This window comes from Paenibacillus sp. IHB B 3415, assembly GCF_000802655.2.
In the GTDB taxonomy this organism is placed as follows: domain Bacteria; phylum Bacillota; class Bacilli; order Paenibacillales; family Paenibacillaceae; genus Paenibacillus_AQ; species Paenibacillus_AQ phytohabitans.
Window position 1 is genome coordinate 17,133 of sequence record NZ_JUEI01000021.1, and the last position, 24,942, is coordinate 42,074.

At 53.7% G+C, this 24,942-nt stretch carries 22 protein-coding genes; 1 reads left to right on the forward strand and 21 read right to left on the reverse strand.

Going from position 1 to position 24,942, the window contains the following annotated elements; all coding sequences use genetic code 11:
- Positions 1-27 precede the first annotated feature (27 nt).
- From QW71_RS11550 to nifB, 17 genes are all read right to left on the reverse strand, one after another.
- Positions 28-1,029 carry an MBL fold metallo-hydrolase gene (locus QW71_RS11550; protein ID WP_039297806.1) on the reverse strand — a complete coding sequence of 334 codons (1,002 nt, stop codon included), beginning with the start codon at positions 1,027-1,029 and terminating at the stop codon, positions 28-30.
- Between the two features lie 39 nt (positions 1,030-1,068).
- Entirely contained in the window at positions 1,069-1,803 is a 735-nt protein-coding gene (locus tag QW71_RS11555) for a bifunctional 2-polyprenyl-6-hydroxyphenol methylase/3-demethylubiquinol 3-O-methyltransferase UbiG (RefSeq protein ID WP_039297693.1), read from the reverse strand.
- 234 nt (positions 1,804-2,037) lie between these two features.
- Positions 2,038-3,741, reverse strand: coding sequence for an alpha-glucosidase (locus QW71_RS11560; RefSeq protein ID WP_039297696.1), 1,704 nt, complete (start codon positions 3,739-3,741; stop codon positions 2,038-2,040).
- A gap of 105 nt (positions 3,742-3,846) precedes the next feature.
- A complete protein-coding gene (locus QW71_RS11565; RefSeq protein WP_039297699.1) occupies positions 3,847-4,338 on the reverse strand; it encodes a hypothetical protein in 492 nt (163 codons plus the stop codon).
- Between the two features lie 211 nt (positions 4,339-4,549).
- The gene (locus tag QW71_RS41300; protein ID WP_052769990.1) at positions 4,550-5,128 is read right to left on the reverse strand and encodes a hypothetical protein; all 579 of its coding nucleotides are present in this window, start codon (positions 5,126-5,128) and stop codon (positions 4,550-4,552) included.
- 23 nt (positions 5,129-5,151) lie between these two features.
- Positions 5,152-5,856: a hypothetical protein gene (locus tag QW71_RS41305; protein ID WP_052769991.1), complete on the reverse strand. Its 705-nt coding sequence runs from the start codon at positions 5,854-5,856 to the stop codon at positions 5,152-5,154.
- 332 nt (positions 5,857-6,188) lie between these two features.
- The gene (locus QW71_RS11580) at positions 6,189-6,965 is read right to left on the reverse strand and encodes a Cof-type HAD-IIB family hydrolase (RefSeq protein ID WP_039297702.1); all 777 of its coding nucleotides are present in this window, start codon (positions 6,963-6,965) and stop codon (positions 6,189-6,191) included.
- A 176-nt stretch (positions 6,966-7,141) separates the two neighbouring features.
- Complete coding sequence (locus QW71_RS11585) at positions 7,142-8,284, reverse strand: homocysteine methyltransferase (protein ID WP_039297705.1); 1,143 nt, start codon at positions 8,282-8,284, stop codon at positions 7,142-7,144.
- Positions 8,281-9,033 carry a HesA/MoeB/ThiF family protein gene (locus tag QW71_RS11590; protein WP_039297708.1) on the reverse strand — a complete coding sequence of 251 codons (753 nt, stop codon included), beginning with the start codon at positions 9,031-9,033 and terminating at the stop codon, positions 8,281-8,283. The genes QW71_RS11585 and QW71_RS11590 overlap by 4 nt, the downstream gene beginning before the upstream one ends.
- A 37-nt stretch (positions 9,034-9,070) precedes the next feature.
- Positions 9,071-9,637, reverse strand: a complete 567-nt coding sequence (locus tag QW71_RS37940; protein ID WP_052769992.1) for a DUF269 domain-containing protein — start codon at positions 9,635-9,637, stop codon at positions 9,071-9,073.
- Positions 9,621-10,031, reverse strand: a complete 411-nt coding sequence (gene nifX, locus QW71_RS11600; RefSeq protein ID WP_039297710.1) for a nitrogen fixation protein NifX — start codon at positions 10,029-10,031, stop codon at positions 9,621-9,623. The genes QW71_RS37940 and nifX overlap by 17 nt, the downstream gene beginning before the upstream one ends.
- Positions 10,006-11,334, reverse strand: a complete 1,329-nt coding sequence (nifN, locus tag QW71_RS11605) for a nitrogenase iron-molybdenum cofactor biosynthesis protein NifN (RefSeq protein WP_039297712.1) — start codon at positions 11,332-11,334, stop codon at positions 10,006-10,008. The genes nifX and nifN overlap by 26 nt, the downstream gene beginning before the upstream one ends.
- Positions 11,324-12,688, reverse strand: a complete 1,365-nt coding sequence (gene nifE, locus QW71_RS11610; RefSeq protein ID WP_039297818.1) for a nitrogenase iron-molybdenum cofactor biosynthesis protein NifE — start codon at positions 12,686-12,688, stop codon at positions 11,324-11,326. The genes nifN and nifE overlap by 11 nt, the downstream gene beginning before the upstream one ends.
- 288 nt (positions 12,689-12,976) lie before the next feature.
- Positions 12,977-14,536 (reverse strand): nitrogenase molybdenum-iron protein subunit beta, encoded by a 1,560-nt coding sequence (nifK, locus tag QW71_RS11615; RefSeq protein ID WP_039297715.1) that lies wholly within the window; start codon positions 14,534-14,536, stop codon positions 12,977-12,979.
- The gene (gene nifD, locus QW71_RS11620) at positions 14,533-15,990 is read right to left on the reverse strand and encodes a nitrogenase molybdenum-iron protein alpha chain (RefSeq protein WP_039297716.1); all 1,458 of its coding nucleotides are present in this window, start codon (positions 15,988-15,990) and stop codon (positions 14,533-14,535) included. The genes nifK and nifD overlap by 4 nt, the downstream gene beginning before the upstream one ends.
- Positions 15,991-16,122: 132 nt before the next feature.
- Entirely contained in the window at positions 16,123-16,989 is an 867-nt protein-coding gene (gene nifH / locus QW71_RS11625) for a nitrogenase iron protein (RefSeq protein WP_039297719.1), read from the reverse strand.
- Between the two features lie 6 nt (positions 16,990-16,995).
- Positions 16,996-18,363, reverse strand: a complete 1,368-nt coding sequence (gene nifB, locus QW71_RS11630; RefSeq protein WP_039297721.1) for a nitrogenase cofactor biosynthesis protein NifB — start codon at positions 18,361-18,363, stop codon at positions 16,996-16,998.
- Positions 18,364-18,962: 599 nt separating this feature from the next.
- Between nifB and QW71_RS11635 the strand changes: the two genes are divergently transcribed.
- Positions 18,963-19,790, forward strand: a complete 828-nt coding sequence (locus tag QW71_RS11635; protein ID WP_039297722.1) for a TerC family protein — start codon at positions 18,963-18,965, stop codon at positions 19,788-19,790.
- A gap of 80 nt (positions 19,791-19,870) precedes the next feature.
- On the opposite strand, the gene QW71_RS11640 is transcribed toward QW71_RS11635, so the two are convergent.
- The 4 genes from QW71_RS11640 to QW71_RS11655 form a co-directional block, all read right to left on the reverse strand.
- Entirely contained in the window at positions 19,871-22,210 is a 2,340-nt protein-coding gene (locus QW71_RS11640) for an S-layer homology domain-containing protein (RefSeq protein ID WP_039297724.1), read from the reverse strand.
- Positions 22,211-22,363: 153 nt separating this feature from the next.
- Positions 22,364-23,116: an ABC transporter permease gene (locus tag QW71_RS11645; protein WP_039297726.1), complete on the reverse strand. Its 753-nt coding sequence runs from the start codon at positions 23,114-23,116 to the stop codon at positions 22,364-22,366.
- Positions 23,110-23,892, reverse strand: coding sequence for an ABC transporter ATP-binding protein (locus tag QW71_RS11650; protein WP_039297729.1), 783 nt, complete (start codon positions 23,890-23,892; stop codon positions 23,110-23,112). Before QW71_RS11650 ends, QW71_RS11645 begins: the two co-directional genes overlap by 7 nt.
- Entirely contained in the window at positions 23,873-24,844 is a 972-nt protein-coding gene (locus tag QW71_RS11655; protein ID WP_231637720.1) for an ABC transporter substrate-binding protein, read from the reverse strand. The genes QW71_RS11650 and QW71_RS11655 overlap by 20 nt, the downstream gene beginning before the upstream one ends.
- Between the last annotated feature and the right edge of the window lie 98 nt (positions 24,845-24,942).

Consider the following 24,942-nt stretch of genomic DNA (forward strand, 5'->3'; position numbering starts at 1 on the left):
TGTCTGCAACAAGCATCCTATTGCAGCTTATCCGGACACCGCCGCCGTGAACAATATGCTCCCGCCGGGGCCGTCCTCCGTCTCGGCCGCCCGCTCCCGGCGCACCAGCTCGGCCAGATGGGCCAGCGCCTCGCTCATCGCGAACCGCATCTGATGCGCAGTCGCGATCCGGCTGCGGAACAGCCCCTCACAGACGGCGAACCCGCTCAGCGGTCCGCCTGCAAGCAATGCGGCTGTAGTATCCAGCCGCTCCTCATGATGCCGGAGCAGGCTGTCCGCCCGCGCCGTGAACCCGCTGAACGGTTCCCGGTGGCCCGGGAACGCCAGCTGCACCTCAAGGCTGCGCAGCTCCCGCAGCCCCTGCAGATACGTCCGCAGCGGCTGCGGATCGCTGCCCGGCTGCAGCCCGACATTGGGCGAAATCTGCGGCAGCACAGCATCGCCGCAGAAGATTTGCCCGCTGCCGCCGTGGTAGAGCGACACATGACCCGGCGCATGCCCGCCGGTCATTAGAACCTGCCATTTGCGGCTGCCCATCACAAACGGCTCCGCCTCATTGATATAGGTGACCTCCGGCTGCGGGGTCACCTCCGGCCGGAAGCTCTCCAGATGCTCCCGGATGCCCTGAATCCAGACCTCCGGCATGCCGTGCCGCAGGAAAAACAGCGGCAAAGCCTCATCCAGAATCGCCCCGCTGCCCCAGGCAAGGCCGGCTTCAGCATGAGCCCGCTCCGACATCCAGACCCGCGCCCCGCTGCGCGACTGCATCCAGCCGGCAAGACCATAATGGTCGGGATGATGATGGGTAACGACGATATCCCGCACCTTGGACCAGGACAGATCCAATTCCTCCAGCACGCCCTGCCAGGCAAGCTCTGCATCCGGGGTGTGCGGACCCGGGTCAATCACCGTAATCCTGCCGTCCCGGTCAGGCAGAATATAGCTGTTCACCTGACGGAGCGGCAGCCCCATCGGCACAGATACCTGCAGAACTCCGCCATCCCAAGATTGAATATCCGCCTTGTGCAAAATCCTCTCTCCTCCTCCGGCTCTTCTTCCCGCCGCCATCTATGGTCTAGCTCCTGTGAAGATCATCCGGGTTGAGGACTCAGCATCATATTCCTCTTCATCGTAGCTGCCATGCACAGCTTCAAGCCGCAGCCCGGCAGCAGCGATCATCTCGCGGAAATTGTCCACGGAATAGAGCTTCACCCGTTCATGATATTTCCGGGGCGCCCCCCCGGCCTTCGAGATCAGAAGGATATCCTTCTTCACATAACCCTCCTCAATCCGGCGTGATTCATCGATCAGAGTATCCCCGTCCTCACGGACAGAGTGGGGCACCAGATGGCGGATGACATAAGCCGGATTCAGAAAATCAATAATAAATTTGCCCTCCGGCTTCAGCATCCGGCAGATTTCCTTCAGCACCTTGATCTGCTCCTCGTCTTCTTCGAAATATCCGAAGGAAGTAAACAGATTGACCACTGCATCGAATCCGCCCTCCAGGGAAAGCTCACGCATATCAGACCGCAGCCAGGTTACGGCTTCCGCACCCGCCTGCGAACGTGCTTCACGCAGCAGCGCCTCGGATAGATCAACACCGGTCACCTCATAACCAGCCTCCGACAAAGCCAGTGAATGGCGGCCCATACCGCAGCAGAGATCAAGCACCCTGGCACCCCTGGGCAAGTCCAGCCAGCCAATCATCGTCTCCACCTCATGGCGTGCACCGCAGAAGTCCCTGTGTCTATAAACGATTAAATAGTCCTCGCCAAAGCTTGTTTCGTACCACTCACTCATCTCTCTATTACTCCCTCCACAGCCTTTTTCCCAGTACGGTCTTATGCCTCTCTTTAATAACGCTTATTGTACCGTCTTTTACTGTGGAAACAAAGCATCAGGATCACAATTCAGCCGGAACATAGATTGAATAATTATTTATTTTCGTGAAAAAAAACAGCAATCCCCGGAGACCACTCCCGGACTGCTGTTTTGGGTTCTTCAGTCGGCTGTCCGGGGAACCCGGGTCCGGCCTTACGTTTTGCTGCTTAAGCGCTGCAGATATACGCGCGCTTCATACGGACGCAGCTTCAGACTGCGCAGATCATCCTCTTTGGCTGCAGGATAATTAGAGATCAGCAGCTCCAGCTTCTCCGCCGCCTGAAATTCCTCCGGAAGCTCAAATAGCGGCTCACGTTCATAGAAATTCAGAATGACCAGCAGCCGCTGGTCCTCCAGTGTCCGGGTGTAGGCATAGATCTCGGGATGCTCTTCCAACAGCAGACCATATTCGCCGTAGACGATCACCTGATGTTGTTTTCTAATCTGAATCAGCTTCTTATAGTAATTGTAGATGGAGTCCGGGTCCTTGACTGCATTAGCCACATTAATCTCCCGGGAGTTCGAGTTCACCCTGATCCAGGGAAACCCCGTCGTAAATCCGCCATCCTCACCATCGTCCCACTGCATCGGTGTGCGGGCATTATCGCGGCTTTTGGTATGAATAGCGGCCATAATATCGGCTTCGGGAACGCCGGCGGTCCGCTTTTCCTCGTAGAAGTTCAGCGTCTCTACATCCCGGTATTCATCAATCGACTCGAAGGCGACATTGGTCATCCCAATTTCTTCACCCTGATAAATGTAGGGGGTGCCTTCCAGCATATGGATGAAGGTCGCCAGCATTTTGGCTGACGGGATACGGTAGAACAGATCATTGCCGAACCGCGACACCGAGCGCGGCTGATCATGGTTGCACAGATAGTTGGCGTTCCATCCCCGGTTATGCAGAACGGTCTGCCAGTTGCTGATAATCTTCTTCAGGTCACCCAGCTTCCAGGGCACGACATCCCATTTCCCGCTGCCCGGTGAAGCGGCATCCAGATTCATATGCTCGAACTGGAAGGTCATGTTCAACTCGCGGCGTCCGTCACCGACATAATCCAGCGCCTGCTCCGGCCCAAGACCCGAGGTTTCCCCCACCGTCATAATATCGTAGTAATAGAGCACCTGATCATGCAGATTCTGCAGCAGCGTATGCACATGCTCCAGGTTCGAGAACATATCATACGCGCGCACGGTCGGCGTGCCGCCGGGATTCAGGGCATCCGGATAACCTTCGGCCTTCACAATATGGGCAATCGCATCAAACCTGAAGCCGTCAACCCCCTTCTTCAGCCACCACTCCACCATCTCATGCAGCTTGTCGATCACCGCGGGATTCTCCCAATTGAGATCGGGCTGAAAACGGGAATACAAATGCAGATAATATTCATCCGTACGGGGATCGAGCTCCCAGACCGAACCGCTGAAATAGGATTCCCAGTTGTTCGGCGGACCGCCGTTTTTCCCTTTTCTCCATATATAATAGTCCCGTTTGGGATTATCCTTCGAGCTTCTGGATTCAACGAACCACGGATGCTCATGCGAGGTATGATTCAGCACCAGGTCCATCATCAGCTTCATCCCGCGGGTATGCATCTCGCGCAGCAGCAGGTCAAAATCATCCATCGTGCCGAATTCCTTCATAATGTCGCAATAGTCGCTGATATCATAGCCGTTGTCATGGTTCGGTGATTTATAAATCGGGCAGATCCAGATCACATCTACGCCGAGGTCCTGCAAATAATCGAGCTTCGATAACACTCCGCGCAAATCGCCCTTCCCGTCACCATTAGCGTCCATGAAGCTGATCGGATAAATCTGGTAGGCAACACTTTCTTTCCACCATTTGGGGTTCAACTTAGATTCCCTCCGCTTCTATTGGTTCCTGCCTCTGTAAGACATATTAATATATCTTAACCAGACCGAAGGAAGAGGATAACAATTTATTCGAAAAGCATGCGCCTACTCCGCCGCAATCATTCCCCGTATGCCTGCCTTCAGCCGCTTATCGAGCTGCTCATTCCACTTCTGCCCCTCTGCTGCAGATTCCCCGTGGATGTAGAACATAAGTATAGCCCCTTCCTGATAGGCTTTAAAAGGAATCAAATCCGCAGCAGCCGTCTGTTCCCCGAATTCTTCCCAGCCTGCAGCCCGCTCCTCTGCTGAAGCGAAGAGATATAGCGACAGCTCCACTCCGTCCATGGAATATACCTGCGGCTTAAGCCCGTTCAATTCCAGCTGAAAAATAGAGCCAGGTACCTCTTCCCCCGTCTGCAGCGACAGACCCTGATCGGCAAAAACAGCAATGACGTCCTCCCGGGACAGCACACGGACCTGTTCCGGTGCAGAATTCTCTGCCTGCCCGCAGCCTGCTAACAGCAGGGCGAATCCGGCCGTCAGGATCAGCACAATGATCATCAGATACCTGTAGTTAACCTTTCCGGCTACACTCATGATCTTCCCCTCTTCCTCTATTGCTCTATTCCTGCATCCTGCTCTTATGGAACCTCTCTAATCTGACGGAGGCTTATGGTTCTAGGTTGCGGCGATACCCTGTATTTTGTAATTTCCCGCACAACAAAAAGACAGGATACCCTCGAACCGGTACCCTGCCTCCCTCCAAGCCTGTTCTGTAACCTTCAATTCACTCTGCTTTCTGCTACTGCTAGGCCAGCTGCTTAATGACAATCGACGCATTGACATTTGCTTGTGTCCCGCCGGCCAGCGTCTGCAATGTGACTGCTGACGACGAGCTGTGATTTCTCAGCGTCAGCACATCTCCTGAAGACAGGGACAAAATGACCTGCCCGGTATTCTGCTGTGTTCCTGCACCCGAACCATATACCGTTCCCGGAACCTGGGCACCATTCACGAATAGGGCAAACTGGTTCGGCTCTACACCGGATACCGAGAAATTAACCTCGTAGACACCCGCATTGGTGACCGAAATAGTGGTCGTACCCGGAGCATGTGTAATTCCTGGCGTAAGAAACCCATTCGTATCAAAAGATACATCCGCCTCAATCGGCACCACCTGTGCGCCGAGGTTATATACATAACCGAACTGGGCAATCCCGCCAGCGGCTCCGGTTGCTCCAGTAGCCCCTGCAGGTCCTGCCGCACCTGTGGCACCAGTGGCCCCGGCTGCTCCTGCCGGTCCTACAGGCCCCACTGCTCCGGCTGCTCCTGCCGGTCCTACAGGTCCCGCAGGTCCTGCTGCTCCTGCCGGTCCTACAGGCCCCACTGCTCCAGCTGCCCCTGCCGGACCTACAGGTCCCGCAGGTCCTGCTGCGCCCGCCGGCCCTGCGGGACCGACCAGTCCGGCAATTCCCGCGCTGCCCCTGCCGGACCTACAGGTCCCGCAGGTCCTGCTGCGCCCGCCGGCCCTGCGGGACCGACCAGTCCGGCAATTCCCGCCGGACCGATCCCGCCCAGCGCTCCCGCTGCACCGGCCGCTCCGGCGGCACCCAAGGCGCCGGCGACTCCCGCTGCACCGAGTGCGCCTGTGGCTCCAACTGCGCCTAGCGCTCCAGCGGCTCCGGCCGCTCCCAGCAGCCCGGCGGCACCTACGGCGCCCAAGCCGGTTGCTCCACGGGCACCCAAGGCACCCGCTGCGCCTACAGCGCCCAGCGCACCGGCAGCGCCGACTGCGCCGAGTGTTCCGGCGGCGCCCGGTGCACCGAGCGCTCCGCCTGCACCTGCTGCGCCTAGCGCACCTGCCGCACCTGCAGCGCCAGCCGCTCCCAGCGCCTCTACAGCTCCGGCAGCACCCAGGGCCCCTGCTGCCCCGGCCGCTCCCAATGCCCCTAATGGAATATTAACGCGTACGATCTGCTTTTTGACGATAATCTTCTTGCAGCTGCATTTGTTGTTATGCAGTTTTCTTTTCGGACGTTTAATTTTTGGCAGCGGGCACTCTAATACATCGTCTTTGCAAATACGTTTTTTTCTCTTAAGTTCTGGACGACCCATAATCAACACCTCCAATAGACTTTATGTATCCTACTCCGTTTACCCATATGGGGCATGGACATTCATCCCGTAGGCAAATATTTATTTTAGGGAAAACGGGTTGTTTGTACCGGCTGGACAACCTGATTTCAGCCGGGCAGGGCCAAAATTGTTCACCCGCCTTATCACACCCCGTCCAACAAAAACATATACTAATGGCAGACAACCCGCCCTTTGGAAGCCGGGCGCACAAAAAAAGAGCATCCTACTGCACAATCTGCATTAGAATACTCCTCAGGTACCGCTCTCAGGCAGGTAACGCCCGGCTTCCGCTTACACCATCCATCCCTGCCCTACAGCAGTCCAACCATCTTCAAGCCTTCGTAAATCCCGTCCTCACTGACATGCTTCGTTACGTAAGCGGCAGCAGCCTTCGCTTCAGCCTCCCCGTTGCCCATAGCAATCCCGTAGCCGACGAACCCCAGCATCTCTACATCATTCAGACCATCGCCAAAAGCATATACATCTTCCTTCCGGGCGCCGACAACCTTCAGCATTTCCGCAATTCCGTTAGCCTTGGAGCCATTGCCCGGCAGCACATCCATACACAGCGGGTGCCAGCGGATGAAGTTCAGCTGCGGATACCGCTCAGTGTATATAGCCTGACTCTCCTGCGGGCAGAAAATCATCGCCTGATGCGTGTCATTCTTCAGGAAATATTCTGCATCATGCGTCGGAAACACCAGCTTCAGCGAACCGATGCTCGTCTTGATATACTCATGATCCGCTACATTCACTTTCATTCCCGCCGTGTCTGTATACGCCACCGGATGATCCAGCTTCTCTGCGAACAAGGTAAGCTCCTCCAGCGTAGGCCTCTCAATCGGATTGCTGTACACCGGCTTTCCTTCATATACTACATATTGCCCGTTAAGCGAAACATAGGAATCGATCCCCAGCTCCGCTCGCAGTTCCTCGAACATATAATCCGCTCTTCCGGTAGCAATCGCCACATGGTGCCCGCGTCTTTTCAGTTCGGCTATCGCTTCTTTGGCGGACGGGGGAATCTGCTTTTCTTCATCATAAATCGTGCCGTCAATATCAAAAAAGATCATTTTCCTCAATGTCATAGCTGCCCATTCTCCTTGCTTTCTTCCGAAGTAACATCCTGCTCAAAGTGTAGATGCTTCCTGCAAGCTATGCAAGTTATCTTTTCAGAAAATGGCGGTTTCACAGCAAAAAAGCAGCACTGTTCTCCCTAAGGATAACCAGCGCTGCTTAATATAATCATTATTCCAAAGCTGTCCTATACCGCATTCTGGGCCCGCTGCTGCTCTTCCATCAGCCACTGCACCAGCATATATTCCGGCACAGTGCCTTTGCGGGCTTCCGCATATTCACGGACCTTCTCCAGCAGCCGCCCGGCCGTGTCCGCGCTGACCTCAAGGCCCCGCCGCTCCAGCACATGCGTGACACCGCCGCTACCGGAATGCTTGCCGAGCACGAAGCGGTGAGCCCGGCCTACCTCCGCAGGATCGAAGGACTGATACGTGGACTTCTCCTTCATCAGCCCGTCCACATGAATCCCAGATTCATGAGTGAAGGCAAGCTGCCCCACAATCGGCTTCGCGTCGCCGACGCTGCGGCCGGAGGCGGCAATCACCTTGTCAGCCAGGCCTTTGAGCAGCTCCAGCCGGACCGCACATTCCCCGCCGTACAAATAGCGCCAGGCCATGGCTACTTCCTCCATAGCCGCATTGCCGGTCCGTTCGCCGATTCCGGCCACCGTCGTGCTGGCCCATACCGCCCCTGCCGCGATGCCGCTAAGCGTATTCGCACAGGCCAGACCGAAATCATTATGGCAGTGCACCTCCAGCTCCACATCATCAGGCACTGCACCCCGCAGCCGGCTCACCCGGTCTGCCATCTGCCCCGGATGATGCGCCGAGACCGTATCCGCATAACGGAACCTGCGGATACCTTCCTTATATAATGTATTCACCACTTCAATGAGGAAATTCATATCTGCCCTGGAGGAATCCTCCATGCCTACCGACACCGTCATGTCCTGCCGCAGCCCGTATTCTACTGCACGAAGCAGTTTGTTCAGACCTTCCCGCTGCGACAATCCCAGCTTGCCCTGTAGCTGAATCTCCGACACCGGAATGGAGACATGACTCCAATTCACCCCGGTAGCCTTTGCCTTGTCAATGTCACCGGGAACCGAGCGGTTCCACGTCATCAGCTTCATGGGCAGTCCCAATTCAGCAATGGCCGCAATATCCTCCTGCTCCCGTTTGCCCATGGCAGGAATCCCAACTTCTGCTTGCTCTACTCCGCACTCCGACAGCAACTTTGCGATTTCCAGCTTTTCCGCCCTCGTGAATGAAACTCCAGCCGCCTGTTCACCATCCCTCAGTGTCGTGTCACATAGCTTGAGACTTTTCACGGTTTACCTCCTTCTCCGCAGCAAGCGCAATTCGGATTACGGGTAATATGGACGCTATAACAGGCGAAGTCGAGTGAGCTGAAGCGATGCATTACGCCCGCATAAGTTGTCCCTACCCCTGTAATCCATTTTACGGCTTCCAGCGCTGCCAGACAACCTGCAATCCCGGAAGTCGCACCCAGAACAGGAAATCCGAACGGTTCCCACTGCGGCTGCACATCCGGATACAGGCATTCGAGGCAAGGCGTCAGTCCTGGAATCACAGTAGTCAGTGATATTTCAAAGCCATACATTGCCGCTTCCACCATCGGCGTGTTCGTATCGACACACAGACGGTTCAGCGCGTACCGCTCAGGGAAGTCATACCGGGCGTCAATCACAATATCGGCAGCCTCTACCCAGGGTCTGGCCGCGTGATATTCAATTTTAGAATTATAGCCTTCAATTGCCACATACGGATTCAGCCGCTGCAGCTGGGCAATAGCCGTACTCATCCGCTCCTGCCCCAAATGATCACTATCCATCAGAATCTGCCGGTTAAGATCCGGCGCGAGAATGTTTCCCTCATGGGCCAAAATAAGCTTGCCGACACCTGCCGCCGCCAAATAGAGTGCAGCTGTTCCCCCAAGTCCGCCGATGCCGGCCACCATGACCGTCGCTTCCTTCAGTGCCTTCTGCCCGTCTTCCCCGAGCAGCTTCAGCTGCCGGGCATACCGTTCCAGCTCCAACTCTCCGGCAAGCTGCTCCATCCCTGAATCCCCCTGTAACTGCGAATTAAGATCTGCCCTAGCCCTCCAGGCTGAGCAGCCCGTGCTCTGAAGTCATTACCTTGTATTTCTCCAGAAAAGCCAGCCCCTCTTCAATGCACTCCACGCCGTACCGGATCGTCTTCTCCCCCGAAGTAAAAGGGAAAGGGAAGCCCGCCCGTAAGCTTTTGAGCACCAGGATAACTCTGCCGCTATACAGCAGCCCCCGTCCAAAACCCTCGCCGTTAATCTCAGCGGTACTCTGGATCATAAGGCCCGTTCTTTCTTCCATCACTCCGGCCATCGCCTGGAACAGCAGCGGTACCTGCTGGCGCACCTTCGGCGACACGGCACAATTGAATTCGGATTGATTCTGATCCTCGGCAGTAGCCAGGAACAGCTTCCCGATCTTCTCCAGCGGCGGAAGCATGGCATTACGCCCGAAGAAATCTCCGGCATCCAGCAGATGACACAACCGCCGGACCAGAGCATCCGCTGTCTCCTGATTCAGTTCCTTGCGCACTTTCCGGCTGCGCAGCCTCATTGCTGCAGCTTCCGTGTTCACCGTATCCTGCAGCACCGCATTCTCATTAGCCATGGGTTCCATTCGCTTCTCCCCCTTCGCTCCCGCTATTCTCCTCCGCCCGCAGAACCTTGGCCAGCCACATAGGCGGCTTACCCTGAAGCATCTCCACCAGCCGTTTCAGCTGTTCCTCTATGGGACTGCCGAAAGGCACCTTCACCGGCATGATCTTGCGGCGCGTCACCCGCGCGGCCGCTGATGCACCGATCTGCATGATGAAGATCAGGGTACAGTCGCTTACTGCATCCAGCCGGCTGTCGATTTTGCCTGCTTCATCCTGGTTCAGCACCGCTGGCAGCTTACGCAGCTCAACCAGTGAGGCGCCTGATTTCGTTACATTATATACAGCAAACATCGGACTTTGGCCGAAATGGGCATTTACACGGTTTCCATCATCTGTGGCGAACGCTACTTTCACGGTGTCCTGCCTCCCTTTGCATTAACAAATTCCCTGCTTTATTACTCCATTCCATAGCGCCTCGGTACCCGACCGAGACAGACATATAAGCACCCAGCTCATTCCAGACCGGGAATCCGGCCGGCATAAACGCTGCTTCGATCCGCTGCGCACCTGCCAGCCCGTGGGAATTGCTGATCCACAAATCCGCTCCCTGGCCGAGTACCTCGGCATCATCCAGATCCCCCACCCATACCTCGCGTTCCATTCCGGCAACGAGCGGGGTTTCGTATGAGGTAATCAGCGCCTTCTGCTCTACCCCCAGCTCCTCGAGCCATCCCGAGACCGAATACAAATGATCCGGTTCCAGTGCAGTCAGAGCCGACATGCCGGCGAACTGAAAATGGGCATCCAGCATACTGTCGAGCAGATTCTCCCTCTGCCAGCAATAACGCAGCGGCACCGGCTCCCCGCTGATCTGATGCAGGAAATGCAGCAGTTCATCGGTGGCTTTGAGCCCCATAGCGCCTTCGAATACCTTATACGGCGTGCCCAGTGCATTGTGCAGCCGCCGGGCCGGACGCTCCATGCTGCCGCCGATGGCAATCGTCAGCCCGGACTGCAGGCTCTGCAGCATGGAATCCAGCGGAACTCCGCCCCGGGTCAGCGGCGAGAAGCCTGTCAGCAGATGGCCCGAAAGGGACGTCGAGATATCCGGCAGCGCAATCACCTCGAACCCGAAGGAGGAGATGATCTCCTTCAACTCCATTACATCGGCCGGGGTTAAGAATGATCCCGGCAGCAAGGTGATCTGCCGGGTGTTTACGCTCCTGGACCCCCGGTGTCCGACCTGCTGGATCATCTCGTCAATCATGGCTTCTACCGTAGAGCTGAAGCCCGATTCCAGTGAACCGCGAAAATCAGGAAGCACGACGGAGAAGGCGAGACCGCCGCGCATATTCCGCTCTCTTTTATACGTCTTAAGCATGTTCTGATAATCCACACCCGCCACATCGGTCAGCTCTGTTCCAATAATGCCGATGATATCGGGACGGTGTTTGCTCAGCACCAGATTCAGCGCCTCTTCCAGATTGCGGTTGGCGTCGAAGATGACATCCATCTCCTGCAGCGCCGAGGTCTGCACGGCAATCGGTTCCCGGAAATGCCGGGTCAGCAGCGCCTTTGGAAAAGCGGAGCAGCCCTGGGAGCCGTGAATCAGCGGCATGGCCCGGTAACAGCCCTGCAGTGCCAGCACGGCACCCAGCGACTGCCCGATCTTCATCGGGTTGACCGATGCCGGCTTCTTTCTCCGGTTAACGGTCATAAGGAGGAGCCTCCTTATCCCATGGGGCCGGGCTCGCCGCCAGCTTCCAGATTGGATTGGCCAGCGAATAGGTCAGTTCCTTGGCCAGCCTCAGCAATCCCTCATATCCGGCATACGCCTTGTGCCGCTCCTGATTTATATCGATGAACGGGATCTGCTCTTTCATCGCCACGTACATATTGCGTCCGCCGGCAATCATAATATCAGCCTTGCGTTCCCTGACCGTCTTAATAATCCGGCTTGCTCCGCCTTCGGGAATGTATTCCGTATCGTCGCCCACCCGGTCGGCAATCCGCCGCACATCATCCTCAGTACTCTTGTTCGTGCCTACCCCGACTACCTGGACACCCAGCTCCTTGAGCGCCGAGATCACCGACCAGCTCTTGACGCCGCCTGTGTAGAGTACCGCCCGCTTCCCTTTCAGCAGCTTGCGGTAAGGCCGCAGATCCTGGCTTAACCGGGCTTCTTCCCGTTCGGTGAGCCGGTCTACCCGCCGCTCCATCTCACGGTCATTCATCAGAAACGCCATTTGCCGCAGTGAGTAGGTCGTTTCCTTGGCCCCGTAGAACGAACCTTCGAAATAAGGGATGCCATATCTGGACTCCATCTCCTTGGCAAGGCCCAGCAGCGCCCGGCTGCAGACCACCATATTCACCTTGGCCCGGTGCGCCCAGGTAATCTCCTTGTAACGGGCATCTCCCGTTATCCGCGAGGTTACCGTGATCCCGGCGCTGTTCATCAGCTTCTCGATATCCCACATCTCACCGGCGATATTATACTCTCCGATCAGATTCACGCCCAGCGGCGTCAGCGGCTCCGGCTCTCCCGTACCGATGACGTACTGCAGCAGGGCATCCCCGGCCAGGCGGTTGCCGAGATTCTTGCTGCCGACGAAGCCGGGACTGTTCACGGGGATCACAGGAATCCCGATCCGCTCAGCCGCAGTCTTGCAGACCGCATCCATATCTTCGCCAATCAGCGCTGTCACACAGGTTGAATATACAAATATTGCCGGAGGCGCAAAGCGCTCGGCAATATAGTCGATACTTTCCTTCAGTTTCTTCTCGCCGCCAAAAATAATATCGGAATCCGTAAGATCCGTAGCGAAGCCATATTGGGACAGGGAGGGGCCGCTTGATAACGTTCCTCTGCTCTCCCAGCTATTACCGGCACAGGCAATCGGTCCATGGACAAGATGTGCAGCGTCCATAATCGGCAGCAGCGTAATTTGGGCTCCGTCGAAGGAGCAGCCTCCAGCTGCTTCACCCGGTTTGGGCCGCGGACAGGGCTTTGCTTTTGGGGCTATGCTCCCGCAAGCCTCGGAATCAAATTCGTCTTTTCGAACAGGGTCCATCGGCTCTTCATCTCCTTCGCTTAAGATGCTGTGTTTCACGCAAATCTTGCGCTGTTCCTGAGGCGGCATTTGCACATGATGGCAAGAATCCCGGCCCTCCGCTGCCCCCACGGATTCCGGTCATAATAACCGCTGCCGAATGTACCGGGGGACGAAGGATGCCAGGTTGAGTATTTTTACATTTATTCAAATAATTACATCAATAATATACATTTCATTTCAGAAAGTTTCAGTAATCCCTCTCACTCTTAGTGATCACTTTAACTTAGATAGCTGATAAAACTATGTTTAGCGCACCAGCTCAAAGTTAAATCCGGAATTATTATCATCGAGCTGCTGGAGGATCGTGTTCACAATTAAGCTGAGCAGATTCAACGTCCCCTGATACCCGATAATCGGATAACGGTGCATATGATGACGGTCAAAGATCGGGAATCCGACCCGGATCAGCGGAACATCGGCATCCTTGGCGGCGAATTTCAGATGGGAGCTGCCAATTGCCAGATCAACCGTATCATTCAGCAGCAGCGATCGCATATGCCACAGGTCTTTACCCACATGCACTGTTGCTTCTGAACCGTAGGGACTGGTGGCGAGAAGCGCCTCTGCTTCATCCTTGAACTTCACTTCATTGTAATCAACATCACCGTTAGAGCAGACGATATGCACCGGCTCCATCCCGGTTTCCAAACAGAACCCGATCAGACCGATCAGCAGATCCGGATCACCTACAAGCGCAACCCGCTTGCCGTGCAGGTAAGGATGACTGTCCATGAGCGCATCTACTACGCGGCCGCGTTCTTCGGTAAGTGATGCAGGAACCGGCAGTCCCGTCAGTTCACTAATCGTTTCCAGCAATTTATCGGTACCTTTAATCCCAAGCGGTGTCGATAATGCGGAGATTTGCTGCTTCCAGGTTCCGCTGATATATTCCTGCGTCTTTTTCAGCGTATATTTTTGCAGAGACAGGGTTCCCAGTGCATTCGCTGCCTGTGGAACATCCTCAAGCTTCGTGCCGCCATAATAGTATTCGTATTCTCCTGTGGCCGGGGAGTCATAATTCCCGCTGTGATCTCCCAGGATCGTGTACTTGGTATCAAAAGCCGCCAGAATCTTGCGCAGTTCAGCAAAGTTGCCGGTGTATGGCTCGAACCCAAGCAGAACATTCAGCTTCTCTCCGCTTTCCGCACCGCTTCCCGGCTTACTCTCGATTCCCGAACGGGTATAGAGGTAGCTCAGAATGCCTTTGATCATGGCGTCATAGCCTGTGATATGCGAACCTACGAAGCTTGGTGTGTTGCAGAAAGCTACCGGGTATTCTTCACTGATCACCCCTTTGATCCGGGCATTGCCGATAAAAGAGTTGAGGTCATCCCCGATAACCTCAGCCATACAGGTGGTACAGATGGCAACCATCTCCGGTTTGTACAGCGCGACACTGTTCTCCAGACCGTCGATCAGGTTGTTCATTCCGCCGAATACGGCCGCATCCTCGGTCATTGAAGTGGAAACGGATGGCGTGGGTTCTTTAAAGTGACGGCTGAGATGGCTGCGGAAGTAGGCGTTGCAGCCCTGCGAGCCGTGTACAAACGGCAGTGTTTTCTCAAACCCGAGCGCGGCCATTACGGAACCCAGCGGCTGGCAGGCTTTATGCGGATTGATGACCACATTCTGGCGGCTGAAGTTCTTTTCCATATACTCAGCAGATTTGGAGTAAGCGAGTGCTTCAGCAGTTTCCTGCTCGCTGCAAGGCGCTTCGAACTGTTTCTTGTTCTCCCGCTGCTGAACATAACGTTCTTCTTTAAACAAGCTGGTATTATCTTTAATGTTCAGATCGTCCTTGCTCATATGCTCGCCTCCTCTGGCTGGATTTTGGATTTCCGGGTTACCAGATCCCATACCGGGCTGTTCACAGTCATATCCATGTCCTTGGCAAAAACCTTAAAGCCGTCGAAGCCATGATACGGGCCGCTGTAATCCCAGGAGTGCATCTGGCGGAACGGAACACCCATTTTGTGATACACATACTTCTCTTTGACACCCGAACCTACCAGATCAATGTTCATTCTCTGGGTGAGCTCCTCCAGCTCATAGGCTGTAGGGTCATCCATAATGATCGTTCCTTCCTGCAGCATCGGAAGCATCTTCTCATAGTCATCCTTATGGGCGAATTCGTAACCGGAAGCTACAATATCCATCCCCAGATCTTCATACGCTCCGATGGTATGGCGGGAACGCAATCCGCCGATCATCAGCATGACCGTTTTGTTCTCCAGACGGGGTCTGAATTTATGGATAATGGCATCCATCACCGGTTTATATTTGGCAATCATTCTCTCGCAGTTTTCCTGAATCGTAGCATCGAACAGGGCTGCAATCGCCCGCAGACTCTCATAGGTCTTGGTCGGTCCGAAGAAGTTGTATTCCAGCCAAGGAATACCGTAGGCCTTCTCCATATGATCCACCATGTAGTTCATCGAACGATGGCAGTGAATCAGGTTCAGCTTTGCCTTGTGGGCTACTTCCAGCTCATTGAGGGAACCGTCACCGGACCACTGTGCAATTACGCGCAGGCCCATCTCTTCCAGCAGGATGCGGGATGCCCAGGCATCACCGCCGATATTATAGTCGCCGATAATGTTGACATCATACGGACCGGTCTCCGCCAGTTCGGCACGGCCCATAACGAAATCGCGGATTGCATCGTTCGCGATATGGTGACCCAGCGATTGGCTGACCCCCCGGAACCCTTCGCAGCGCACGGGAACAATCGGCATATCCAGCTCTTTGGACATCTTTTTGGATACCGCTTCAATATCATCACCGATCAGACCGACCGGGCATTCGGATTGAACCGAGATCCCTTTGGCCAGCGGGAACATTTCGGTAATTTCACGCATGATTACGGCCAGCTTCTTATCCCCGCCGAAGACAATATCCGTCTCCTGAAAGTCACTGGTGATCTGCATAGCCGTAAAATTATCAATACCCAGCGTCCCGTTCGCAAAGTTACGGCGTGAGCCCCAGCTGTATTGTCCGCAGCCGACAGGTCCGTGACTGATGTGAACCATATCCTTGATCGGGCCCCATACTACCCCTTTGGAACCTGCATATGCGCAGCCGCGCGGGGTCATCACACCCGGACGGGATTTAATGTTGGACTTGACTGCGCAAGTACCGCAATCTATTGCATTATCTGTAGCAACCTGGAAATGCTTCTCGCGGTCTTTCTTCGCTTTTTTCGGGTAAGCTTCCAGAACTTCTTCTACCAGTTTTTTATTTTCTTCGATATTCAGTCCCATGTATTGACCCTCCTTTTCTTGATGCAGGACGTCTAAGCCGCCTGCGTGGCTAATACCACCTGAGATGATCCGGCGAAGGCCGTCTCTCCACTCCCGTTCACCGGATCACTCTGTAGATTACGGCTTAGAGTCTTATTGACCGGAAGCCTGCAGCTTCTTGATTGCAGCTTCTTCATCTTCGATGATGCCGAATTCCATCAGCAGCTCTTCCAGCTCTTCCATGGAAATCGGAGTAGGGATGGTCAGCATTTTGTTATTGAGGATTTTCTCAGCCAGCGTTTCATATTCCTTCGCCTGCTGATGGGTAGGATTATATTGGGCAACAGTCATCCTGCGCAGCTCGGCATGCTGAACGATGTTATCGCGTGGCACAAAGTGAATCATCTGTGTGTTCAGACGGCGGGCCAATTCCATAATCAGCTCATCTTCACGGTCCGTGTTACGGCTGTTGCAGATCAGGCCGCCCAGTCTTACACCGCCGCTGGTAGCATATTTCAGGATACCGCGGGCGATATTGTTCGCTGCATACATCGCCATCATCTCACCGGAACAGACAATGTAGATCTCTTGCGCCTTGCCTTCGCGGATTGGCATTGCGAAACCGCCGCATACAACGTCACCAAGTACGTCATAGGATACGAAGTCCAGATCCTGATAGGCACCTTCCTGTTCCAGGAAGTTAATGGCTGTGATGATCCCGCGTCCTGCGCAGCCTACACCCGGTTCAGGTCCGCCGCATTCTACGTTGATAATGTCGCCGAAACCTGTCTGCAATACATCTTCAAGTTCAAGATCCTCTACCGAGCCAAGTTCAGCCGCCAGTTCAAGCACGGAGTTCTGGGCTTTCGTGTTCAGGATCAGACGGGTAGAGTCTGCCTTAGGATCACAGCCAACGATCATTATTCTTTGTCCGAATTTTGTAGCCAGCTGAGCCAGGGTGTTTTGTGAAGTTGTCGATTTACCGATACCGCCTTTACCGTAGAAAGCTATTTGTCTCATTGTTCATCATCCCTTCGAAATGTTTATATTTTCAAAATAAGAGCTGTACTTGACGCTTTCGAGAATGGCTTCCTGTATTCCGCCTTTACGGACGAGCGGCAATACTCCAATTTTGTTCAGACTGGCCCGGGGAGCATCCCCGATACCTGAGCAGAGAAGAATGCGGCAATCACTTAGAATAGAGATGATTTCTTGCAGCGTGGCGGTTTTGTCACCGTTACAGTCTGCTTTGCCATGACAATAAGCTTGTATCTTGCGGACACCCAGGAGCTGTACATCTGCGCCGTCAGTGTCGTAAATCAGAAACTCAGTGGCATGACCGAAATGCTGATTCACCTTATCGCCGCCTCTAGTGGCAACTGCGACTCTGGTCTTCGGCCCGCCTGCCTGAATGCGCCTGGCCTGTTTGGCTTTGACGCGCTCGCGGATTTTGGAATCCAGCTCACTCTGGAACATTGCCCTGGCCTCTTCATTAATGACCGGTTCAGCTTCCATTGCTTCAAGCGGGAAATCCTGATTGCGGTCCTGGCCCAGCAGCCCGATCGCATCCGCCCGGCATTGGCGGCAATGGCGCATGACCTTCATGCCGTCACGGCCGAGCAGCTCCTGCAGGTTAAGCAATTCCTTCGGACGGGGCGCTTTGCGCCCATCCGCTTCATACTGGCTGCCCGGTGCGATAATCAGCGGTGTTACATTATGCAGCGTGGCCCCGAGTTCTTTTACTCTTTGGGACACGGCAGGCAGATGATGATCGTTGACCCCCGGAATCATAATCGAATTCACTTTGACCAGAATCCCCAGCTTCGCCAGCATCTCAAGCCCCAGCAATTGACGGCTGATCAGCAGCTCAGCTGCTTCCCTTCCTTCGTACCGGACCCCTTCATCGAACACCCAGGGATAAATCGCCTGGCCGACATCAGGATCAATGGCATTGATGGTGATGGTGACATGCCGGATGCCAAGCTCGATAATCTCATCCACATGCCGGTACAGCGCAAGTCCGTTGGTACTAAGGCAGAGGGACACGTCTGGCACATACTTCTTGACCCGGGCAAAGGTATCAAATGTCTGCTCCGGATTCGCCAGCGGATCTCCGGGTCCGGCTACACCCACAACCGAGAGCTGCATCAGCTGAGCGGCAACGCCTCTCACCTTGCGTTCTGCCTGCTCCGGCGTAAGCACTTCACTGACCACGCCCGGCCTGCTTTCATTTACACAGTCGAACTTGCGGTTGCAGTAATTGCACTGGATGTTACAGGCGGGAGCAACCGGGATGTGCATCCGGGCATAAAACCGGTGGGCCTCCTCGCTGTAGCAAGGGTGGCGGCTAATCTCCTCCTCCGCTTCACTTGATATACATGACGGCTGCATCATTTCCCACCTCCTAAAAGTTTTGTGAGCTAAGCTTCCCTGACATTCTCATATGCGACAGTCAATTGGCTATCCGCTTAGTTATATGTTATATTTCATAACATCAACCTCGCTTGGCTGCTTTAATTAGTCTCATCATATTTTCATAACCGGGTATCGTCAATTAGGATAAAGCTTGATTTGCCCTTAATTTCCTTATGTTTGCAGTTTCGACATATGGTATGTCAAGTTATATAACTCATACATCCCATGTTTCCGTTTACAAAACAATCATTTCCTGATGATATTTATTCTCATAAGCATTGACAACGCCTCTCAACTCATATATGATATTTTTAGTCAGATACGTAAATCCTAAAATTTCATATATCCCGTAAAGGGGAGTAGCTGTTAGATAAAATCGTCAATACGAGAATATGAGGATATTCTCCGGTTTTATCGGCAATTCATTTTGTTAGCGAGACCTTTACCAATCAGGTTACCTTTATTCCAAAGGCTAATCTGTTTGGTAAAGGTCTTTTTTATATAATTTTGGTTACAATAATGGTAATAAGGGTATTTTTTATGAAAAGTATCCAGAGCCACATGAGGAGGAAACAGCAATGGATTGGGGATTATTATTAGAATACGGATGGGTATTGCTCGTTCTGGTCGCACTGGAAGGGCTGCTTGCCGCAGACAACGCACTTGTATTGGCAATCATGGTTAAACATCTTCCTGATGAGGAACGTAAGAAGGCGCTCTTTTACGGATTGGCAGGAGCGTTTGTGTTCCGGTTTGGATCACTTTTCGTCATCTCTTATCTGGTCGACATCTGGCAGGTACAAGCTATCGGCGCAATTTATCTGTTATTTATCGCGGGGAATCACATCTTCCGAAAAGTGTTGTTCAAGAAACCGGTCACGGATGAAGCAGCTGAAAGCGGCACTTCCGGGGCCGTCAACAAGAAGAAATCCAGTTTCTGGTTCACCGTACTTAAGGTTGAGATTGCAGATATCGCCTTTGCAGTAGACTCCATCCTTGCAGCTGTCGCCCTCGCCGTTGCTCTTCCGCCAAGCGGAATCGGCCACATTGGCGGACTTGACGGCGGACAGTTCCTGGTAATCTTTGCGGGCGGATTCATCGGCCTGGTCATTATGCGGTTTGCCGCTTCTTTCTTCGTCAAATTGCTCCACACACGTCCAGGTCTCGAAATTGCCGCCTTCTTCATTGTCGGCTGGGTAGGGGTTAAGCTTGCCGTCATCACTCTTGCACATCCTTCGCTGGGTGTATTGTCTGAAGACTTCGCGCATAGCACCTGGTGGAAACTGACCTTCTACGTGGTTCTGATTATTATTGCGGCTACAGGCTGGTTCATGAGCAGCATCAAGACCGAAGAAAATGTCGGCGAGAATCCTGTCAAGGAAGTCGACAAACAGCTCGGCAAATAAGCTTCTCCACTTCATAATGCGACGTCAAAAAGCCCGTTCCCGCCATAGTGGCGGAAACGGGCTTTGCTGTGCTCCATTCTCTATTGGCCGATCACCTGATCGGTTCTGCCCTGCAGCTCTACAAGCTTCATGATCACATTAGCTGCCTGCGCTTTGGTTACAATCTGCTGTGGATTGAACTTCCCGTTCTCTCCCTGCAGCAATCCCAGCTTTACAGCCAGCGCTACTGCCCCTTTATCCTGAATTGCCGCATTGTCACTGAAGCCGGTTATGACAGAATCATTACCCAGAAAAGCTGAAAGCTTATCGTACTTCAGGAAGGAGGCTAGCAGAACAGCAAGCTGTTCGCGGCTTAACTTACTCTCAGGCTGCAGCGCAGCCTCTCTGCTGATCCATTCACGCTCTGCCGCATAGCTAACGGCTTCATAATAAGGGCTGTCCGGACTCACTCCAGCCACGGCTTTAGGTTCAGAACCATTCGAATATCCTGCATAATAAGGTGTTGAGGATCTGGCAATCAGGGTGAACCAGTCTCCGGCCGTTATCTCCTGGTCCGGATTCACCTTCTTATCCGCATCTACACTCAGCACGCCATATTTCAGCAGCTCGGTCAGTGCCTGCTCTGCTGCATGCCCCTTAAGATCAACTGCCTCCGCTCCACTCCGTGACTGCAACGGGCTCTCGTAGGTCGTGACCCATTCCTTAGTTTGCGCGTCCAGTACCTTATAGGTATCCTGAGAATCTGCCGGTGTCGGAGCGTATACCAGCTTAACTGCCGGTTCAACATACTTATTGTCTATATTATATCCGCCTAAACTGCTGTACTGCAGTTTAAGATCATATCGGCCGAGATAGCTCTGAAGTGCTTCCGCCCCGGAAACTGCCGGAACAGGCTTGTCTTTGAGCGCTTCATAACCGGTGCTGCCTGTATTCATGTAGCTTAGCAGTCTGCCGTAAACATCCATTGTCATGACTATATTACTGTCACTAACCGGAATACCCTGATAATAGCGCACGAACTGGTAACGGTACCCCTTCCCGTCCTCAAGGATACTCCACTTCCCTCCATGCTCAGCCAGCTTAAGACTTCCGCTGGCCTTAGGATACAGACGGTTGATAAGCTCTATCGCCCTCTCCTTGGATTGTGCCTGCGTCAGTTTGATTCCGCCTGCAGGTGCAGGCTGTTCCTTCAATTCCTGGCCTCCATACTGATCCAGCTGGAATTGAATGATTTCTCCGGTACTGGAGTCTACTTCAGCATAAGTACGCTCCTGCATTGCCATATTCGCAGCCGTGCGGCTTGCTTCCCAGGATAATCTCCAGAGCTTTTGCTTATCATTCTGGGAATTCACGCCAGAGTTCTGGCCTGAAAGCTTGCGTTCTGCAGGAATCGCAGCGACCTGCTGTACCAGCTTCGCCGCTGCAGCTGCGGTCAGCCCGGCGGCGCTTGCCGGCTGGAAAGCATTCTTCCGCTCTGGAACCGCCTCATAAGTGACAGCTGCCGTAATTGCCTCGCCTTCGTTATCTATGCTTTTGCCAGTCTGGGCATCTACAAGGGACAGGGACTCACTCTCAGGGCGCCACCCCAGAATCCAGCGCACTGCTGCGCCATCTTTATATAGAGGGATATAATAGAGTCCCACCTTAAAGTTCCCAGCAAATTGCTTGCTTGCTGATTCCGGGGAGACCGCCGGCTTCGCTGACGGATACACTCCGTCTGTAGCCGGTTTGCTGAATTGAACGATATTCCCGTTTCCATCGACGGCGATGTTCAGCATATCCGCTGCCGAGGGAAGCCCGTTTCTCAAGATTCTGAACGGAAATCTATATTCAAACATACCAAAGAGTGCGTCCCTGCCCATATAAGTCTGGTCGTTATCATCCAGTACAAGGTCCTTGGCTGCCAGGGATGGTGCGGCCGCGGCAATAAAGCTGCGGGCTTTCGCCAGCGCCTCCTCCCGTGAGAATTCCGGAGGGTAAAAGGCATTCTCCCTCAACATAGGATAAGAAATATACGTATTAACCAGATCACCTGTCATCGCATCGACCAAACTGGAGAACCCGTAACCTGAGCTGCCCAGCTGGTACTGCCACTGGACATTCCACACCATCTGGTTCCCGGAAGGAGGGTAAGAATCCGTGCCAAGCCGTACATTGGATACCGTCGCTTCCTTCAGAACGGGAAACCACTCTCTTAGCTTGGCAATGGCCTGCTCCTGTGTGATTTTGGCCTTGGCCGGGTCCGGGGCTGCGGAATTGGCGGCCTGTCCGGCAGCTGCTGTGGAGAGAGGCACCATTACCGAAGTGTAGCTGGAATCCGCAGCAGCCAGCCCGCCAGGCAGCAGTAATGCAAGCGCTACCGAAGTAATCAGGGCTGTCCGGGCGGTTTGCTGAATAAATTGATTACGTTTACTGTTCAAAACATTTCATCCTCCTCAAATAAGTAACATGGATATTCTAATTATAATTATATTTAGATATATTTACCATGTTATATTTGCGACAGGAAATTACAGCATTCTCAAACAAAAGAAACGGGCACCGTCCTTATGCGGACAATACCCGTTTGCAGACTACCGCCGCCACTTCATAAACCGGTAATCCAGCAGATCCACCAGCAGGAAAAGGACAAAGCCTACCAGACTGAACAACATAATTCCCGCATACATCTCCGGATAATCCAGCCGCAGCCAGGCATCCATAATGAAGAAGCCCATGCCATGCTCCGTACCGTAAATTTCGGTGAAGAACAGCACCGATATTGCCGTTCCAAGGGAGATACGAATGGTGCTGAGAATGACCGACAATGCGCCGGGGAGCGTCACATTCCAGAACTTCTGCATTGAGCTGGCGCCGATGCTCGTAAGAACATCATATGTACTCTCAGGGATCGCCTTCACACCATCACGTACGGATATGATTACCTGGAACAGCAGGATCAGCATGATCATCAGCACTTTGGAGGTCTCTCCGAGGCCGAAGAACAGCATCACTACAGGCAATAGCGCAATCTTGGGAATCGGATAGGTCAGATACACTACCGGATCCAGCAGCCTGTTCCAGAGTGGAGAGCGGCCCATCAGCAGGCCTACCATCAGTCCGAGCAGCAGCGCCAGCAGCACACCCTCGAAGATCCGGAGCAGGCTGTAGCCGACGTTCAGCGCCACATCACGCGCGCCTAAATGAAACATAGCTTCATAGACTGCACCCGGACTTGGCAGAATGGAATGATTCATCAGCAGATAGGCTATATACCAGATTACATTCATGCCCGCAAAAACTAACAGCAGCCGCAGCAGGTGAGGGAGATGCCGTTTTTTCACCATTTCTCCATCATTACCTTTCTGATTCTCTTACTCTGCTCGAAATACTCATCGCTCTCCCGCTTGTCCACATGCTTCATTGCAAACACAGCGGAGTTATCGAGAATCTCCGGCGGCTCCTGTTGCCCGGGCAGCATCACGATAATCTTCTGTCCCAGGAGAATCGCTTCTTCTATGTCATGGGTGACGAACAGCGTGGTTGCCGGATGAGCCTGCCAGTTGTCGATAAAAATCTGCTGCAGCCCTTCCCGCGTAATGGCATCCAGCGCTGAGAATGGCTCATCCAGCAGCAGAAGGGTCGGCAAAATGGCGAACGCGCGGGCAATTGCCACCCGCTGCTGCTGCCCGCCGCTGAGCGAGAGCGGAAACCGTCCAGCCAGCTGGGCTATCCCCATGGACTCAAGCCAACGCACGATTTGCCTGTCCTGCTCCTGCTTATTTTTGCTCACGCCGCCGGAGCGGGCAATTTTCATGGCAATCCGGATGTTGTCACGGACCGTCTTCCAGGGCAGCAGCCCATAATTCTGCGGCACCAGCCCGATCAGCGTTTCCTTGTCATGGACGGATCTGCCGTTGAAGAGCAGCTCCCCCTCATACCCCGGCAGCAGTCCGGCAATCGCCCGCAGCAGCGTGGATTTGCCGCTGCCCGAAGGACCGATCACTGTGTATATCCCATGCTCCGGCAGGGTCAGATTCATATCCCCAAGCGCGAGCTGCCCATTGGTGTAAGCTACCTGCAGGTTATTAATCCGCAGTCCGCTATTCTTTAAACTGGACATCGGAGATCACTTCTTCAGCCGATATATTTTTGGTGAGCAGTCCTTTTTCACGCGCCCAGGCGAAGGCAGCCTCCACTTCCTTCACATCCACCTGGTAAGCAGGCAGGTATTCCGGCACTTGAATCTCATTCTTCAGGGTGTCCGGATAACCCACTTCCTTGATAATAAGATCGATATATTCCGACTGGTCATGCGTTTTCATATAATCTACAGCTTCATCATAAGCGGCGTACATATCACGGATAGCTTGTCCCTTGGCATCAATCGCACTCTGCGGGAAAGCCAGCACGAACGGGTTAATCCCTGCACTATGGGTCGAGCTTAGGACGCGCAGGCCTGCAGTTTTGCCCATCGTCACGAACGGCTCCGGAAGGACGGCTGCATCAGCTTTATTACTTTTCAGCAGCTCCAGACGGGTTGGAATCTGTGGCACTTCGGTCACTGTAATATCGTCTTCGGTCAGGCCGGCCTGCTTCAGCATCATCGCCACGGTATATTGGGTCGAGGTATTCTTGGACAGAATGACCGTCTTGCCCTTCAGATCCTTAACCTCTTTGACTTCATCATTTCCGGTCAGCAGATCAAATTCACCCGTTGTGGTGCTGGTGATTTTGACATCCAGTCCAGCTTCATTATAGATCGAAATTGCTACGAGATCTGCACTGAGGCCATCCACTTTGCCGGCTTGAAAAGCTACATCGCGGTCCTTGGCGCTCTTGAAGGTCTGGATATCGAGGTTAACCTTATGCTGTTTATCAAAGCCTTGCTCATGAGCAATAATAAACGGAATTGCATCAATCGAAGGCAGCAGTCCAAGCGATATGGTGACCGGCTCAGCCGGAGCTTCCGCAGCATTTCCGGAGCTTGCATTATTGGCATTGCCTGCATTATTCGAATTCCCACAGCCAGCCGCTACCAGACCAACCGCAGCAGTCAACATTACTATTTTCATAAGGTTCTTCCAGTTTTTTCTCTCCATGAATCTTAATTCCTCCGTCTCTTTTCGGTTCATCTTCTTGCTGTTGCTTCGCTTCTGCTTCCGGGAACAGG